Genomic DNA, 17,394 nt, shown 5'->3' with positions numbered 1-17,394 from the left:
CCAATCACCGATAAACTATCGGCAATTGGCTGTATAAAGGTGTTTTGATCCCTGTCTCAATAACGGGGGTCAGTCCCCTAGGAACGGGCTGTTTTTTATTGTCTTTTGACCATTCGTTTATAGAATTTCGTAAATGGTTTGAACTCTTCGTTGACCAAACCCGTGACTTCCGCAATCACTTGCATAAACATCACCAGTAAAAAGATAATGATGAGCGATAACCAAAGGGTCGCGCTTGTCAGCAAAATCGCACTTAAGCTAAAGACTAACCCAATCATGTAAATCACGATGACAGCCATGCGATGGGACAAGCCAAAGGCCATTAGTCTGTGATGAATATGAGATTTGTCCGGTGATGAAATCGGCTGTTTGTTTAATATGCGTCTAATGATTGCAAAGGTCGTATCAAATATAGGAACACCTAGAATGATCACAGGAACGACAACACTAAACAAAGTGACACTTTTGTATAGCCCTAAAAGTGACAGCACCGAGATCATATAGCCTAAAAATAGCGAACCGGTATCTCCCATAAAAATCTTCGCCGGATGAAAGTTGTAAAAGAGAAAGCCGATCGTACTGCCAATGACGACAAGAGATAAAGAAAGAATCAGAATCTTATCAGCGGAAAATGCCATCACTGCAATCGTTGTTAAACCGATGACAGAAATACCGGCAGCTAGTCCATCAAGGCCGTCAATTAAATTAATGGCATTTGTGATGCCCACAATCCATAGCACGGTGAGGGGATATGCCATCCAGCCTAACTCAATTCGATCTGTTAAAAAAGGAACAGAGAAGAAGTCCATTTTTAAGCCCGTGCTCACAATCAAACAAGCAACAAGAACTTGTACGAGAAATTTAAATTTTGCACTTAAATTATATTTATCATCAAATATACCTAAAATGACGATGAGTACGGCACCAACTGAAATTGCTGTAATTTTATTATGTAGAAACAGCCCGCCTGCTAATGCTCCAGCCGCTACTCCAATAAAAATTGCCAAACCACCCATTCGAGGCATTACTTTATCATGAACTTTTCGTTTATTCGGCTGGTCCACTGCACCAATCTTAATTGCAAACTTTTTGACGATTGGTGTCACAATTAAAACTGTAGCCAGAGAGACAAAAAACGCTAATAAGGCGCGTTCGTAATCCATAGGTCAGTCTCCTTCTAAATTGAAATCTGTATTTTGTATATTGGCCGCTCTTTCCATTATACAATTGAATAGAGGATGATCACAACCTCCCCCGGTGATGAAACAAATAAAAACGCACAATCCCGAATGAATTATGCGTTTTCTTTAATATTCGTTAGTTCTACCATGTTTGTGAACAGCGCGTGCCAATCTTTTTTCTTCGCTCGGCTTTGTCTTAGATGTCTATAGCTTGTGTCATCTTTTTTGCTGATCACTTTTAGGCAGGCTTCTACGAAGAGCGCAGGATCATCGCCCTCTAAATATTCATACACATCCTTCTCTTTTAGCCTTTCCGTTGATGGGAGATTTAAACCGACAACCGGTATTCCAGCGGCTAAAAATTCATAAAGCTTGAGAGGGAACACCGCTTGATTGTAAGGGGATTGTTTGTATGGCATCATCCCTACATCAATCAGCTTCATATAAGCAGGCACTTCTTCTGGAGCAACAGCACCTGTCCAAATCACATTAGGCAGTTTGAGTGCATGCTGAAAAGATGGATCTCCATTCGTTCCATCCGGACCGACAAATAAAAATGTCCAATCAGGCCGCATACGAGCAGCTTCAGCCATCATGTCAAAATCGAGCTTTGGCTTAATTCCTCCGATAAAACCAAGCACGGTCCCTTCTCTTCCTTCCAGCACATCTTCTTTACAAGGAAGATTGCTTTTCGCAAACACATCATATTCGACGCCATTTTCCACCGTAAACACATCTTTTGGTTCTCCCATAAGACGTTTTTTGATTTGATCGTGTAAATATTGAGAAGAGCATGTAATGCTGTGTGCATATTTAATGATCCGATTTTCTGCTTTGACAATGACACGCTGCCTCATATAAGAAAGAATGTTATGGTTGCCGCTTATTGGCTCTCCCCACAGGTCACTGCAATCATAGACAATATGTTTCCATTCAAATAAAGAAGATAAGAGCGGAAAGCCCGGAAACGTATACCACAAACAAACGGCGATCCCCTTCTTTTCCTCCTGCCGCAAATGTTCAAGAAGAGGGGATAATTTATGAATATAGAACATGTCTTGATATCGGCCAAAGCGAAATAATTTGCTCTTGAGCACATCAGGAATGGTCAATTGCTTCATTCGATCTGTTATGGGCTGAAAGGGAGCTGTATGACGAGATGATGACGGGCATACCCAGATGACCTCTTTTGTTTCTGGATCAGATGCTAGAAATTCGGCCAGCCGATGCCGTCTGTACCTCAGTCCGTCCTGTCCCCATTCTCCCGTCGCTACGACAACATGTATGATCGAGTCTGCTTTCACCTTTATCACCTTTTTTCCCTTCTGTTTATAAACGCTTCTTCACAGCATTTGTCGCATAGTGCATAAAACACCAAGACGCTTTGACAAAATGAAGCTGCTCAATTTCTCTGTAGACAAACCACGTTTTTTTCGCTGCTTTCCACTTGTTACTAGAGATGGAGTTCCCAACGATGCGATATTCACTGAGCGGTTCACTCATACCATAGGCTGTAAATCCTCTTTTTAGTATAGACAGCCATGTAGCTAAATCCTGCCTTGTACGAATGTTCGGCATCTCCACATGTCCTACCTTTTGAAGATCAAGCATGACCGTTAAACAGCCGATAATGGTGTTTTTCAGGGCTTCATTATAGTCTAATCTCGCTGGCGCAGTGACGGTTTTCTCTAATGGTTCTCCGTTTTCTGCAATGATGTCATATGCCGTAAATGTAAAGGCATAATCATTTGTCAGCATGAAGTCTACCTGTTTTTCAAGCTTCGTCTCTTTCCACATATCATCGCTGTCTAAAAAAGCGATAAAGCGTCCCTTTGCCTGTTTGATGGCTTCGTTTCTAGCAATGGCGGCTCCCCCATTTTCCTCTAAATAAATGACGTTGATTCTGTCGTCCGCTTGACTTAAATCCCCTAATAGCTTTCTAGTTCCATCTGTAGAACAATCATCTGCAATGATCAGCTCCCAATTGGAATAGGTTTGGGCAAGGACGGAATGAACTGTATCCGTTAAATAACGTTCCGCATTATACGCCGGTGTAATGATGGATACTAACGGTTGATTGTTCACCTTAGACTCATCTCCAGTTCATTATTAAGATTCTTTGAACACTTCGGGTAAGACCACAAACATGAGCGAGATGCTAAAGCCAATGACAAGCCCAAGCAGTGCCCGTTTTTTGGCTGACATGCCTTTATTGCCCTCATCAAGTACTTGGGCAGGATCGACAATCTTTGCCTGCTTCATTCCAAGCTTTGTTGACTCCAATTCATATAAGAATCGTTCTTTATCGACTTTGGAATCATTGCTGACCGATTCGTCTTCAAGAGCAGCTAATCTATTTTCGATGACCTGCTGTCTTTTTGTGAATAATGCTTTGTCTTGCTTGAGAAATGTATCCGACACCTGCTTCACAACAGCCAAAGCACGATCCTTATCGGCATCCGTGAAAGAAAGCTGTAATTGTGTATCCGATTGATTGGTAAGAATAAGACGGGTTTTCACATCCTGTCTTTCTTCTTCTTTCACATCACTGAGTGCTTCATTTAGAAATGCATCGCTTTTTAATAGAGATGTCACTTCTGCCATATTGTTATACACCCCATCATCATATTTACCGAGAGTGAAGGTAACAGCAGCTGTATAACTAGACTGCTGCGTCGTTCCTTTAGCAAAAAAGAAACCAAAGGCGCCTAATACGACTGGCAGCAGTATGAGCCATACGATGTACCTTTTGATTCGCTTCCCTATCCTAGATATGAAACCAGACATGTTCATTCTCCCAACATTGACGTATTTGCTCTTTCACTAGTGTAGCCATACAAACAGAGCATCACACACGGTTTACCACAGCTTGAGTCGTTGTTTGTTTTTCAGCATATTCACCGCTGCGATCACCAGTCCTAAAAATACCCAGTGGAAATATAAATTCGAGACGGAGCTAGGACTGATACTTGAAACGAGAAAGCTCAGCATGGCTGCAAACAACCCCTCAATGATCATTTTTGCCGATCTTGTGTCAGCCCATCTGTATTGTTTGTAAAGTGTGAACATGAGATAAGCGTATAGTGAGATATAGCCCAGCATGACTGCAAACCCAAAGTTCGTCATCAATTCCAGCAGCCAATTGTGCACTTCTACGACCTGGTCTGTATCAAAGATCGAAAAGTGAGCTAAGTAGTAAGACACATTCCCCGCTCCAACTCCGAATCCGTATGAATTCGTAAAAAAGTGCCAAGCATTTTTGATTAGATTCGCTCTCGCGATGTTAGACGGGAGGGGTTCACTAAAAGAATGCGCGACCTGAGAAGCGAGAAACAAGTCATAAAAAACTGAATAAATCTTAGCTGAAAAGACTGCGATACCGATGACGACAAGTCCGCTTGCTGCAATGATTGACGACTTTTTGAGAAAACGCGGGAGCAGCAGCCACACATAGATCGCCACTCCTGCTAATATCCCAAGCAGACTAGCGCGGGATTCGGTTAACAAAATGAGATACAGCGCGGCAATTGCACCTAATAATCCAAACGCTTTGATATAACCGTTTTTCATTTGACGCATGCATGCTAGGTATAAGAAGAAACTAATCGATAAAAACGTTGCAAAGTCATTCTGATTAAAAAAGACAGATGTAGGATAGTGCTGTTTATACGCTGGCCCTAGATACAATGAGGTATTCGGTAAATGGTTCAATGTAAAGTGGTTATAGAACCCAATCCCCATCACAAACACAGTCATGACCAGCCAAATGCTATAAAAGGTCACTACTTGGTCCATTCGCTGAATATACATGACGACAAGAAAGACAAATCCCATCCCCATTGCAAGAAGGGACATATACTTCAGGCCGTCTGTGACTGAATGAGCCCAAAGCAGTGAGATGAGCCCGTAAAGAAACCATGCAGCGAAAAAACCAAGAATACCTTTGACACGAATCTGCTGCCACTGAGATATGTACGTCCCCTTATCTCTCATCCGCCATATGAATAAAGCAAAAGCGGCGATGAGCATGATACGGTAGAGAAAAAGACTAAAGAATCCTGCACTAATAGAAAAGAAAGCGTTGTTGAGAAAGGTCAATGTAATCAATAGATAGATGACTGACATGAAGATTTGCTCACCATTCATGTACAGCTTCATCAACACGAGAGCAGCCGACAGGATCAGAAGTATAACCGGAACAGCCACCATCTTCTTTAACCCGACGGGCTGCGAGGATGCCAATTGTACAAGCCCGATCCCTGCTGCAAACAAAATACATCCAATCATGATTTGCCATGCTGTTTGTTTCACACTCATACCCATTATCCTCCTAAGCAACCCATCCGATTTGAGCGATTAAGCCTTGACCTCCTGTTCATAGTAGGAAATGGTACGAGCCAAACCTTCCTGTAAACTCACAACAGGCTCCCATGATAAGACTTGTTTCGTTTCCTCATTTGCCAATGTACTATGCACAATATCTCCTGCACGCTGCGGCTTGTAAATTGGTTCAAGATGCGACCTCGTCACTCGCTTCATCGTTTGAAACAGCTCATTCACAGTGATCGAATCCCCACATGAAATATTTAAACAAACGTTTGATTGAGCTGTTAAAGCCGCAACATTCGCTGCTGCTAGATCACCTACATAGATGAAATCTCTTGTTTGTTCCCCGTCTCCAAAAATGAAAGGAGCCTCATCCTTTGCAAACTTATCGGAGAAAATAGAGACAACCCCGCCTTCGCCAAGTGCGTCTTGTCGCGGACCATAAACATTGCTATACCGAAGAATACAATAGTCCACATCATACAATGTTTTTGCCATTTCTAAGTACCGCTCTACTGTGAGCTTTGATAAACCATACGGCGAACCAGGCTTTAACTGGTGCGCGGTGTCTACTGGCAGATACACAGGATCTCCATAGACAGCTGCCGATGAGGCAAATACCACTTTCTTGACACCAGCCTCTGAAGCCGCTTTGATCACATGCAGTGATCCTTTAATATTCACTTCTTGATCATATATATAATCATTGACCGATACTGCGACACTTACTTGTGCAGCAAGATGAATGATGTAGTCTGGTGCGATTTGTTTAATGATTTCAACCACTTCTGGTTTTGTTACATCCTCTTCAATACATGGAACAGATAAATGTGCAATATTTTCCTTCCTACCTGTTGAAAAGTTATCAAGCACGATGGCCTCATATCCTTTTTTTATTAATTTTTCAACAGTATGTGAACCTATAAATCCACTACCTCCAGTAACCAGTACTTTCTTCATCCAAGTTCCTCCTAAAAATCAAGCTTCTAATAACATCTTAACATCCTGTACATGTGGACGGCCGATCGAAAGATAAATAAAGCCGTTTTTTCTCATTTGTTCTGGTTCAAATATATTACGTCCATCAATGATCACTGGACGTTGAAGCAGTCTTCTGACTTTCTCCATATCCATTTTTAATACTTCTTCCCATTCAGTCAAGATTAAACATGCATCTGAATGCTCTATTGTTTGATATAGGTTGTCACTGAATATCGTTTGGTTTCCAAGGATCTTCTTCGCTTCTAAGTGAGCAATTGGGTCATACGCTTTTACATAAGCTCCTAGATCTTGCAGCATTGGAATAATATCAAGAGCAGGAGAGGACCTTAAATCATTTGTATTAGGTTTAAATGCCAATCCTAATACAGAGATCGTTTTCCCTTTGATATCACCATAGACATCCATCAATTTCTTCACGAGATAGGCTCGTTGATGTGTATTTGTTTCGACAACAGATTCAATTAACTTAAAACGATAGCCTACTGTTTCAGCTATTTTTAATAGCGCCTTGGTATCTTTCGGAAAGCAGGAACCTCCAAACCCGACTCCAGCTTTTAAAAACTTTTGTCCAATTCGGCTATCTAGACCAACACCTTCTGATACTTTCTCAACATCTGCACCCACCCGATCGCAAATATTGGCAATATCATTGATAAAAGAAATTTTGGTTGCAAGCATCGCATTTGCTGCGTATTTAATCATCTCTGCACTTTCTAGATTGGTTTCAACCACTACTGTTTGAAATGGTTCATGTAACCCCTTAATGATCTCCGATGCATGAGAGCTTGTAGACCCTATAACCACACGCTCCATATTCATCGTATCTTGGATGGCAGAGCCTTCTCTGAGGAACTCTGGATTGGATACGACATCAAAAGGATATTTACTGCGCGATGCTTTTTCGACAATGGCTTGAACGAGCCGGCCTGTTCCAACGGGCACTGTGCTTTTATTGACGATGATTTTATAGCCATTTAGATGTTCACCAATTGTTTGAGCGACAGCTTTCACGTACGTTAAATCAGCTTCCCCCTGTGCTGTCATCGGTGTCCCTACAGCAATATAGATAATCTCTGATTCCCGGATAGCAGCAGGAATATTGGTTGTAAAAAGCAGTCTTCCTTCTTCTGTATTCGTTTCAATCAATTCCTTTAAACCCGGTTCATAAATGGGAACGACACCACTTTTTAAGCTGTTGATTTTTGATTCATCGATGTCACAGCAGATGACACGATTTCCGATATCAGCAAAACAAGTACCCGATACTAACCCGACATACCCTGTTCCAATCACAGCAATTTTCTTCAACATTTTTCATCCTCTCAGTAAAAGCATATTGTCCGTTCCAAGCTGTTTATCTATCTATCATTCTTTGCACATTTCATCTTGTTTAAACGATGGATCTTGATTGATGAAGTACCTTTTCATACTGCTGTATGAGCTGCTTCGTATTATTTACTGATGAATATTCTGTATGAACGATTTGATACAGATCGCTTTTCACTTGCTCATTCCATCTGTTTTCATAAAGATAGGCGTGAATGGCCTCTTTTAACTGATTTGCCGAATGCGGATCAACGAGCAAGTGTTGATAGCTAGAAAATAAGGTTGGGAGACCACCGACACTTGTCGCAATGACAGGCACTTTTAAAGCGAGCGCCTCCAGAACGACAGTTGGCATTCCTTCACTATAGGATGGGAGTGCAAACAGATCGGCTGCCACCAAATAGTCTTTCACCTGATCATTCGGCACCTGCCCTGGGAGTATAATGGATGCTCCAGCCCGTTCTGTGAGCTCCTTTGCAAGGGGGCCTTTTCCGACAAAAACTGCTTTCACACCATCCATGCCGCTGACAGCATCAGCTAATTCAAGTAAGCCCTTCTCTTTGACTAATCGCCCGACGAAGACAACGAGCTTGTCGTGAAGGGGTAAGCCTAACTTTTGCCTGATGCCTTGTTGATCTTCTTCCGTTTTAGAAAATGACTGGAGTGGAATACCGAGCGGGAGGCATTTTGCTTCTACTTTGGTCATATCATTTGTCTTTTTAGCAAGCTCCTCGCTCACCGTCAGAACAGCAGATGCCTGTTTTACCGCCGTTTCAAAGGCTGCATTTGCCCCTTTGCTATAGCCCGGATACACGTTCACATCACTGCCATGTAAGGTCAAAAGATAAGGAATTTGCGTTTCAGTCTGAATCACAGCCGCCGCTCCGCCAGATGGCATCGCAAAGTGCGCATGGATAAAATCTGGTGACAGCTGGTAACGCTTCATAGCGCCGAGAACAGCAGCCGCTATTCGTTTACTCGGCTGTGCCCATTTTAGCTGTCCAGGGAGCGCTGTATAGTGCGGCCTGTATACGGTCACTCCGTTTCTCACTTCCTGTTCGGGCAGATCTATTTTCTGCCGATAGGACGCCTTCAGCATCCGTAAAACCGGTGGATTGACCGGGTTGGGACAGATGACGGTCACTTGTATTCCTTGTTTGAGCAGCTCCTGCACCTGCGTTTCATGGAATACGCCTTCACTTGGATGTTTTTCACTAGGATATACACTTGTCAGCCATAGCACCTTCATGACGAACGACCTCTTCTCAATAATTTGTCTGCTACCTGCGGATACATTTTGATGAGCAGCAAGCCATACAATGCTGCACTGACACAAATCGTCAGTCCTAATTGAAATAAAATGTCTGCTGATGTCAGCTTCATCCCTTGATGCAGGGCTACCGCACAGGCGGCCATCAATAGCGTCATAACAGCAGGCTTGCTAAGTGATTTTAAATACACCTTCATATCTAGCTGAATGACATACGCCATGAGCCATCTGCCGACAATGAAGTTGAGCAGGCTGACACCTGAGTAAACCCAAGCTACTGTGAGCAGACTGCCTGTGCTGACACCTGCGTATAAGGCGCATCCATACACAAGAAGCATCCCCGTATCCCAATAAAAGGCTAAGTCCGCTCTCCCCTTTGCAAGGAGTATTGACCCGTTTGGATTCATCAGCACACGCAGAAGGCCGACAATGCACAATATATTAAGAACCGGAACAGCTACGAGCCATTTCTCCCCAAACACTACTTCTATAAAGCTATCTGATACGGCAGCAAGACCGATTAATAGTGGAAAGCTAATCAATGCGAGCATATTCGTCATACTGAGGAAGCCCTCTCGCAGCATGGAGTGATCACGCTGGCTTTTTGCGAAAACAGGGAAGGCCACTCTCGTCACGATTGGGTTAATCTTCAGCACGGGGATCGTCACGATTTGATACGCCAAGCTATAAATGCCTAACGCTTCCGCTCCAAGAAACCGGCCGATTAAAATCATGTCTATGTTCGATCCTGCTCGATTAACTAGTCTAGATGCGAGCTGGAATGCGCCGAATGAGAAAAATTCTTTCACCTCTCCTAATGCAAAAACAGGAGCTGGGCGCCACTTCTTCCAATAAGCTGCGGCATACATAAGCCCTTTTCCTGATTGCAGCAGCACTTGAGAAATGACATAGGCAACAATCGGATTGATAAAGAAGGCCAAAGCGAGTAAAACAATCAGCGATATCATGGTTGCAATGGCTTCAATGACACTTAATGCTTTAAAAGCTAAGTCCTTTTGCATCATGTATTGGTATTGCTGGCCAATAGGAGCAATCAGAAACATGATTGATAATAGTTTCAGCAACCCCTCCAGCTCTGGCCGGTTATAAAAGACGGCAATCATTGGGCTTACTAGAATGAGTAAACAGAATAAGACAACTCCAGTGAGTAAGTTGATCCAATATAATGTAGATAATTGACGTTCTGTTGTTTGTTCCTTTTGGATGATCGCTGCCCCGATCCCTAGATCAAGTAAAATCTGCGTAAATATGGTGACAGTTGTGATCATGCCAACGAGTCCAAACTCCTTCAGTGACATCACGTTCCCTAAAAAGGCGAACTGTGCAATTTGGATGATCGTAATGATGAATGCGGACAAGCTTGTCCATTTTGCCCCGCCTAGCATGCGTTTTTTCATACTTGCCATTTCTCTTCCCTACTTTACTTATCTGGCTCCGTCACCCGTCATGATGACTTTTAACGTTTTTACCATAATCTTCGTGTCGAGAGAAAATGTCAAGTTTTGAATATACTGTAAGTCGTGTGTTAATTTTTCACTTGGGCTCATTTCATATCCTCCATTTACTTGAGCAAGACCTGTCAGTCCCGGCTTGACCGCTAATCTTTTCGTAAAACCTGGAATCGTCCGATTAAATTCTGCGGTAAACATCGGTCTTTCCGGCCGCGGACCTACGATACTCATTTCTCCTTTTAACACGTTGATGAATTGAGGGAGTTCATCGATTCTTGTTTTACGAATGAAGGCTCCTACTTTGGTGATACGCGGGTCGTTTTTTTGTGCCCATTTCGCTCCTCCGCTCTCAGCATCGGTTCTCATCGATCTGAGCTTCCATAATTTAAAGTAAACACCGTCTTTCCCGACCCTCTCCTGCATATAAAAGGCTGGTCCCGGTGTTTCTAGCTTAATCAAAAGAGCAAACAGCAAAATGATTGGCGTACTCAACATCAATCCGATGAACGAGAACATTAAATCTATGAAACGTTTTGCAAATAAATAACGAACCATATGTTCTGTTAAGGCAAAAGAGTGGTTTCGTCTCACTTCATATTCTCTATAAAGATTCATCGCTTTCTCTGCACTCACTGACCTGCACCTCACCATTCAAATTAGTTGTTGTGTAAAGAGATGTTCTATGAAAGTCAGTTTAGCAGAGCAACATTAAGCAAATGTAAATGCGCTGTTAAGTCTTGTAAAACTGTGTTAAGAATGTGCACTTATATCAAGTTATGCCCTTTTCAACGTAAAAAAGACCCGCAATTCTGCGGGTCTCCGTGTCTTTTCTTTATTTTGCTTTAACGGATTCGATTGTTTTTAATCGAAGGGTTCCGTTTGCATCTTTTGTATAAGTTACTTTCACTTTTGATTCTTCTTTTAAGCTGTTCACTTGTTTAGAAAACGTATTTCCAAATTGAATAGCGACTTCTTTGCCATCAATGTTCACAGCAATGGTATGTCCATCAGCCAAGCCGACATATGTGCCTTCCTTGGTGACTTCATTTTTATTATTTGTTGTTGATTCTTTCTTTGTTTTAGAATCAGTTTTTGATTGTTCCTTAGCAGGTTCTTCTTTTGTGATTTCTTTACTTGAGCTGTCTTTTGCCTCTTCATCAGATTGACCAGATTGCTCTTCTTTTTGAGCAACTGTTTCTTTGCTTTGATCATCTGCTTTTTCATTTGATGACTGATCTTCTGTTTTTTCCTCTGAAGCATTTTCTTTCTTTTGATCAGCTGCATCAGTTGTTTCTTTTTTGCCGTCATCCTTACTGTTGTCGTTTGATTGATTTGTTGTGCCGCATGCTGTGAGTAATACACCTAGAAGCAATACTAGAAACGGCATTGTGATTAATTTTTTCAAGATCGTCACCTCTTCATGATTTGTCGATTGGCTATCGCTTGAAGATTCATGCGTAAACCATTCACCTTTTATGTTTCAATTATAACAAAGATAACTAGAAATGAAATGTATTTTTAACTTGACACGCTATTGATGACTCGATTATTTCATAGACTTTTGAAAAAAGGCTGCCGAGAGAGGTTCTCGAGCAGCCTAAGAGGAGTATCTGAGGCACCCCTCATATATATGTTTTCTTATTTAAAATAACCTGACACACCGCTTGAAATACCTGAAGCTAGTCGATCTTTATATGTCGCCGATTTCAAAATATTTGAATCAACTGGGCTAGTGATAAAGCCAGTTTCCAGCAAGACACTCGGCATCTTTGAATACTTAATGACATAAAAACCTGCTGTTTTCACACCACGATCTCTTGTACCTAGTGCACTAACCATTTTAGGCTGGATGTTTTGCGCAAGTTTCAAACTGTTCGCAGCCGCATTTGTTTTGTCATAATACGTTTCTGTCCCATTTGCGCTGCTGTTGTCATTTGCGTTCGCATGGATACTAATAAAGATATCTGCTTTCGCAGAAGCCCCTTTACTTACTCGTGTTTCAAGACTGTCAAATGTATCTGATGTACGTGACATAACGGGTAATGCTCCAGAACTATTTAATTTTGTATTGAGACGCTTAGCAACATCAAGGTTTACGTTCTTCTCAAGAAGACCATATCCTGTGGCACCAGAGTCTTGGTTTCCATGTCCAGGATCAATAAAAACTTTTTTCCCAACAACTGGATTTTTCAATTGAGAAGTCACCGTATTTGTTACAGTGGATGTACCTCCTAGAACACTAAATGAAGTGATCTTCTTTGAACCAATGACTTGTCTAGTTGCTTTCGGTAATGTTTTTTCATTCGTGAAAATAAAAGCTTTACCTTGCTTAGCAGCGATACTAGCTCCTGAAGCTGCATCCGCATATGCAAAACCATTGCTAATATACGTATTGCTTGTACTCATATTGTATTTCGTTACAATATTTGCTGCAACTTCATAACGATTTGCTCCGCCAACTCTTCCAGGAGAAGGCAACTTCGCATAAGTTGATTTATTTACACTAGATTCTCCACCAATGACAATGGTCTTTTTAATCCCTCGGCTTTTAATCACCGCTGAAGTTTCTGAGCGTAGCTCTTTATCATTGGTTAATAAGATTGGATATCCTTGTTTTGCAGCATAAGGTGCAATGGCAACTGCATCTGCATAAGCAAAGCCGTTTGCTACAACAGCCGTACTAGAGCTTTTCATTTGTTTTGCAATATTTGCTGCTAAGTCATAGCGGTTCTTACCACTAATACGTGTCACAGAAATGCCCATTGACTTTAGCTGAGTTGTCACCTTGCTAGAGACACTCTTTGTTCCACCGAGAATAGTCACATTCTTTGTTTTTAGACTTTGAAGGCCTTTTTTTGTATCTGTAGATAAACTGCTACTGTTTGTAAAAAGAACAGGTGCATTTTTTTGATATGCATAAGGAACCGCACTTAATGCATCCGCATATGCATCTTTCCCTACAAGAACAGCCGTGCTTGATGTTGTCCAGCCTTTTTTCGCCGCATTCACTGCAACAACATACCGGTTCTTCCCATCAAGCCTTGTGACTGAATTGTCAGCAAGTGCAGATGGAAGAAACAGACACATAGCTATTACACTTAAAAATACTACTTTTATGATAGAGCGCACGTGTATAACCTCCCTTGATATTTTAATTTGTTGTTAATTTTGCACCCGGATAATAGAATGACAAAATGCTTGAGTATGTGCTTCCTGACTCAGCTCTCATTTTCGCTCCATATTGACTCATTCCAACTCCATGTCCATATCCTTTTCCTGTGATAGTGAAATCATTGGTGTTGTTCTTCACTGAAGCGTATGTGCTTTTTAAATTAGTGGCACCAAGTATTGATCTAAATTCAGTCATTTTAAAGCTAAGTGTCGCTGATTTACTCATACTATAGGTTCCCGTTTTATTTTTTAAGTGATAGCTGACTTGCAGAGATGCTGTTTTTGCTCTCTTTCCTTTTGTTGTCCCAGAAAAGGTGACGTTGGAAATTTTAGCGATCTTGATGTCTGAAGCTGATGTTTCTTTATTTTTTAGAATCCAGCTCTTCAGACCTTGCAACTGACTTGCGTTTGTTTCTGTTGTCTTACTCCACCAAGATGCTGGTGATGACGTGCTGAGCGATGTACTCAATTGTGTTTTTGATAGTTTCAGTGTCCAAGCATTTACTGGATCTTTTGAATCTGCTTTAGCGACCAGATAAGGAAATGCACTTGACCACACTTCTTCACTAGCCTCAGTGTAGCCTCCATTACTAGAATAATAGGTTGCAGAAATCAGACTATTATTATATTTTAATACCTTGCCTTTTGTAGCATCTACAGCTTTCGTGGAGTTTGTAGACCAGTTATATCCGCCATATACTTGGAATGCTGTTGTATCCGGCACAACCTTCCCTATACTGCTAACAGAATATGTACGTGCTGCAACTGCCTGTGCTTTTAATGCCTCAACATGCCAGCTTGCGGGCATTTCATTCGGTACAACCCCTTTAAGATAATCTTCAAAAGGGATGTTTTCATTTGTTGGTCGAATGTAGCCTGATTCTACAGCAAAATTCATGTTCCCCAAGTATGCTTTCCCAGCAACTCGAATGACATTTGTAGTTGAATATTTCTCTGGAACAACTCTTACTGAAGATCCAAACGTCTTGATGCCTTTCATTGAAATTTTCCCGTTAGAAACATTCAATTCATAATCCTTATTATTCTTCAAATAAAATTCTTTTGATAATTTTTCTTGTAAACTTGCTGAAATAGATTTTGTTCCGCCAGACAATTGGAACGAGTGCGTCCCCTGTTTTTTGACAACTGATGTCACTGGTGATGTTAAACTATTTTCTTTTACAAGTACCATTGGGCTGTTGTTCTTTGCTGCTAAAAGTGAAAATGTAATAGCATCTGTAAAGATAGAGCCATTTGCTAGGTATAACTTATCAGCATTCATGTTTAATCCAGTTACAATGTTTGCTGAGACCTCATATCTATTTGCTCCACCTATTCTTTTCACTGTGGACGTTTTTTTAATTTCAGTTTCAACTTTTTTACTGACACTCTTTTCTCCACCAACAATGACAACATTTTTTGGGAGTTTGTAAGTTGGTAAACTGTCTTTCTTCGTTAACAGAATAGGATAGCCGTTTCTTGCAGCATATGGTGTTACTGAAGCACTGTCAGTAAATATGCTTCCTGTTGCCACAACAGCTTGACTATAGTTCCCCATCTCTTTTGCGATATTTTGTGAAACAGCATAACGCGATTTACCACTGATTCTTTTGATCTTTCCGTATTTCTTCAGTGTTTTCTCAGTTGCTGAAGAAACACTTGTTGTTCCACCGATAATGAGAATATTGTCAGGGCTCATTTTTGCAATTTGCTTTTCAGTGGTTTTTGTCAATTTTTCAGCATTCGTGTATAAAATTGGTGCATTCAACTTATAAGCTAAAGGTGTTGCGGAAATAGCATCTGCAAACGCATCACGATTTACAATAACGATTGTAGAGGGATTTTTCCAACCTGCCGACGCAATATTATTGGCTACCTCATAACGGTTCTTACCATCATAACGGGCAATTGAAGATACATTTGTACCAGTCACTTTGTATAAGCCGGATGATGATATATTAAAGCTGGTTTTGTTCCCAACATAGTTTGATAATTTAACAGAAATTGTTGAGCTTGCAGCTGAAGCATCATTTGAAATAAACACAAACAAAAGAAAGATAAACATTGTAAAAACTAGACTCAATTTTTTCAATTTAATGATCCCACCGTCTCTCTATTGAACTTTTTCAATCTTTTGAATCTCTTTTTGACCACTGTCATTAATAATGTAAGAGATTTCTACTGTGTCTCCTGGTTTAAATTCATTTAACACATCTTTAAAATTATCCGTAAATTCATAGTTTAAGGTCGTATTCACTTTTTTCACTTCGACTGTATGTGCATCAGCCATTCCAATAAATTCAGCTTTTTCTTCCAGCACCTGAGGAGTTGAACTGCTTGTCTTGTTATCTCCTGAGGACTGCTCAGCCGTTCCACATGCTGTGAGCACGATACCAAGTAGTAGTATTAAGAACGGTAAAACGACGATTTTCTTCATTTTTTTCACCTCATGTCTTTGTATCGTCTTATAACTTAATATTTTAAGGTAAATTTAAGGTTTTTTGAAACCTTTTTTTTGTTACAACGTCTATATCTAGGTTCAGAGTAAAAAAATAACTTGTTTATCAAGATTCGTAAACCTATAATCATGGAAGAATCATAGAAAAGGTGAGGGACATTATGAGAGCTGAAAGAAAACGAAAGAAGAAAAAAGTTCTTTGGATTGTTTTATCGATTATTGGCTTATTCGTATTAGCAACTGGCGGATATGCATATCATCTTTGGAATACAGCAGCTTCAACCGTGGCAGGCATTCAGGAGAATTTAAAGAAGTCAGATAAGCGTGACAAAGATGTCGACTTAAATAAGAAAGACCCGATTTCTATTTTAGTCATGGGCGTTGATGAAAGAAAAAATGATCGAGGCCGTGCGGATACATTAATATACATGACCGTCAATCCAAAAACCAAAACGACCGAGATGGTGAGTATCCCGCGTGATACGTATACGAAAATTGTCGGAAAAGGCACAATGGATAAAATCAACCACTCCTATGCATTCGGCGGCACACAAATGGCAGCTGATACTGTAGAGGAATTGCTTGATGTACCTGTTGATTACTTCGTGAAAGTCAATATGGAGAGCTTTAAGGATATTGTCGATACACTTGGCGGCATTACAGTGAACAGCACATTTGCTTTCAGCTATGATGGCCACTCATTTGGTACAGGAGAAATTATTCTAAATGGCGATCAAGCCCTTGCCTACACAAGAATGAGAAAGCAAGATCCAAAGGGTGACTTCGGACGCCAGCAAAGGCAGCGCCAAGTCATTGAAGGCATCATTGCTAAAGGGGCAAACATTTCATCTATTACGAAGTTCGGCGATATGTTCAAAGTCGTGGAAAACAATATGAAGACCAACATGTCATTTGATGATATGTGGACGATGATGAATGACTATCGTGACGCAAGGCAGCATGTGAAGCAGCACGAGCTGAAAGGTACTGGAGCACGAATCAATAATATTTATTATTATCAGCTTGATGATAGCAGCCTAGCTAAAGTGAAGAATGAATTGAAGGACAGTTTGGAGCAGTAAAAAAAGAAGACTACATGACTGTAGTCTTCTCAGCTTGTAGACAAAGTCTACAAGCTTTTTTGTATAATAAGGGTAATAACACAAGTCTGTGGGGGATGAACATGTT

The 17,394-nt window shown here is 40.9% G+C and carries 15 protein-coding genes; 1 reads left to right on the top strand and 14 read right to left on the bottom strand.

Annotation, left to right across the window (positions count from 1 at the left end):
* Nucleotides 1-95: 95 nt before the first annotated feature.
* The 14 genes from SB660_RS18450 to SB660_RS18385 form a co-directional block, all read right to left on the bottom strand.
* Nucleotides 96-1,163 (bottom strand): glycosyltransferase family 4 protein, encoded by a 1,068-nt coding sequence (locus SB660_RS18450; protein WP_058013554.1) that lies wholly within the window; start codon nt 1,161-1,163, stop codon nt 96-98.
* A gap of 131 nt (nt 1,164-1,294) precedes the next feature.
* A complete protein-coding gene (tuaH, locus tag SB660_RS18445; RefSeq protein ID WP_257474644.1) occupies nt 1,295-2,485 on the bottom strand; it encodes a teichuronic acid biosynthesis protein TuaH in 1,191 nt (396 codons plus the stop codon).
* Between the two features lie 25 nt (nt 2,486-2,510).
* The gene (tuaG, locus tag SB660_RS18440) at nt 2,511-3,266 is read right to left on the bottom strand and encodes a teichuronic acid biosynthesis protein TuaG (RefSeq protein ID WP_410583685.1); all 756 of its coding nucleotides are present in this window, start codon (nt 3,264-3,266) and stop codon (nt 2,511-2,513) included.
* A 24-nt stretch (nt 3,267-3,290) separates the two neighbouring features.
* Nucleotides 3,291-3,968, bottom strand: a complete 678-nt coding sequence (tuaF, locus tag SB660_RS18435; protein WP_180310001.1) for a teichuronic acid biosynthesis protein TuaF — start codon at nt 3,966-3,968, stop codon at nt 3,291-3,293.
* A gap of 72 nt (nt 3,969-4,040) precedes the next feature.
* Nucleotides 4,041-5,498: a teichuronic acid biosynthesis protein TuaE gene (gene tuaE / locus SB660_RS18430; protein ID WP_410583683.1), complete on the bottom strand. Its 1,458-nt coding sequence runs from the start codon at nt 5,496-5,498 to the stop codon at nt 4,041-4,043.
* A gap of 39 nt (nt 5,499-5,537) precedes the next feature.
* Complete coding sequence (locus SB660_RS18425; RefSeq protein ID WP_323639484.1) at nt 5,538-6,467, bottom strand: NAD-dependent epimerase/dehydratase family protein; 930 nt, start codon at nt 6,465-6,467, stop codon at nt 5,538-5,540.
* 18 nt (nt 6,468-6,485) lie between these two features.
* Nucleotides 6,486-7,820: a UDP-glucose 6-dehydrogenase TuaD gene (tuaD, locus tag SB660_RS18420; RefSeq protein WP_339164104.1), complete on the bottom strand. Its 1,335-nt coding sequence runs from the start codon at nt 7,818-7,820 to the stop codon at nt 6,486-6,488.
* A gap of 79 nt (nt 7,821-7,899) precedes the next feature.
* On the bottom strand, nt 7,900-9,084 hold the full coding sequence (gene tuaC, locus SB660_RS18415) for a teichuronic acid biosynthesis protein TuaC (protein ID WP_339164105.1): 1,185 nt from the start codon (nt 9,082-9,084) through the stop codon (nt 7,900-7,902).
* A complete protein-coding gene (gene tuaB / locus SB660_RS18410) occupies nt 9,081-10,532 on the bottom strand; it encodes a teichuronic acid biosynthesis protein TuaB (RefSeq protein ID WP_410583680.1) in 1,452 nt (483 codons plus the stop codon). The genes tuaC and tuaB overlap by 4 nt, the downstream gene beginning before the upstream one ends.
* 18 nt (nt 10,533-10,550) lie before the next feature.
* Nucleotides 10,551-11,210 carry a sugar transferase gene (locus SB660_RS18405; RefSeq protein WP_034281119.1) on the bottom strand — a complete coding sequence of 220 codons (660 nt, stop codon included), beginning with the start codon at nt 11,208-11,210 and terminating at the stop codon, nt 10,551-10,553.
* Nucleotides 11,211-11,409: 199 nt separating this feature from the next.
* A complete protein-coding gene (locus tag SB660_RS18400; protein ID WP_410583678.1) occupies nt 11,410-11,991 on the bottom strand; it encodes a hypothetical protein in 582 nt (193 codons plus the stop codon).
* 224 nt (nt 11,992-12,215) lie between these two features.
* Nucleotides 12,216-13,706 carry an N-acetylmuramoyl-L-alanine amidase gene (locus SB660_RS18395; protein ID WP_410583676.1) on the bottom strand — a complete coding sequence of 497 codons (1,491 nt, stop codon included), beginning with the start codon at nt 13,704-13,706 and terminating at the stop codon, nt 12,216-12,218.
* A gap of 22 nt (nt 13,707-13,728) precedes the next feature.
* Nucleotides 13,729-15,840: a SpoIID/LytB domain-containing protein gene (locus tag SB660_RS18390; RefSeq protein WP_410583674.1), complete on the bottom strand. Its 2,112-nt coding sequence runs from the start codon at nt 15,838-15,840 to the stop codon at nt 13,729-13,731.
* 21 nt (nt 15,841-15,861) lie between these two features.
* Nucleotides 15,862-16,185, bottom strand: coding sequence for a LytA (locus tag SB660_RS18385; RefSeq protein WP_306011290.1), 324 nt, complete (start codon nt 16,183-16,185; stop codon nt 15,862-15,864).
* Nucleotides 16,186-16,367: 182 nt separating this feature from the next.
* Between SB660_RS18385 and tagU the strand changes: the two genes are divergently transcribed.
* Complete coding sequence (tagU, locus tag SB660_RS18380) at nt 16,368-17,288, top strand: polyisoprenyl-teichoic acid--peptidoglycan teichoic acid transferase TagU (protein WP_410583672.1); 921 nt, start codon at nt 16,368-16,370, stop codon at nt 17,286-17,288.
* The last annotated feature ends 106 nt before the right edge of the window (nt 17,289-17,394 follow it).

The sequence above is a fragment of the Bacillus sp. SIMBA_005 genome (genome assembly GCF_046535585.1).
Lineage (GTDB): Bacteria > Bacillota > Bacilli > Bacillales > Bacillaceae > Bacillus > Bacillus pumilus.
The sequence above is the reverse complement of the archived record's forward strand: the minus strand, read 5'-3'. Positions and strand labels throughout refer to the sequence as shown.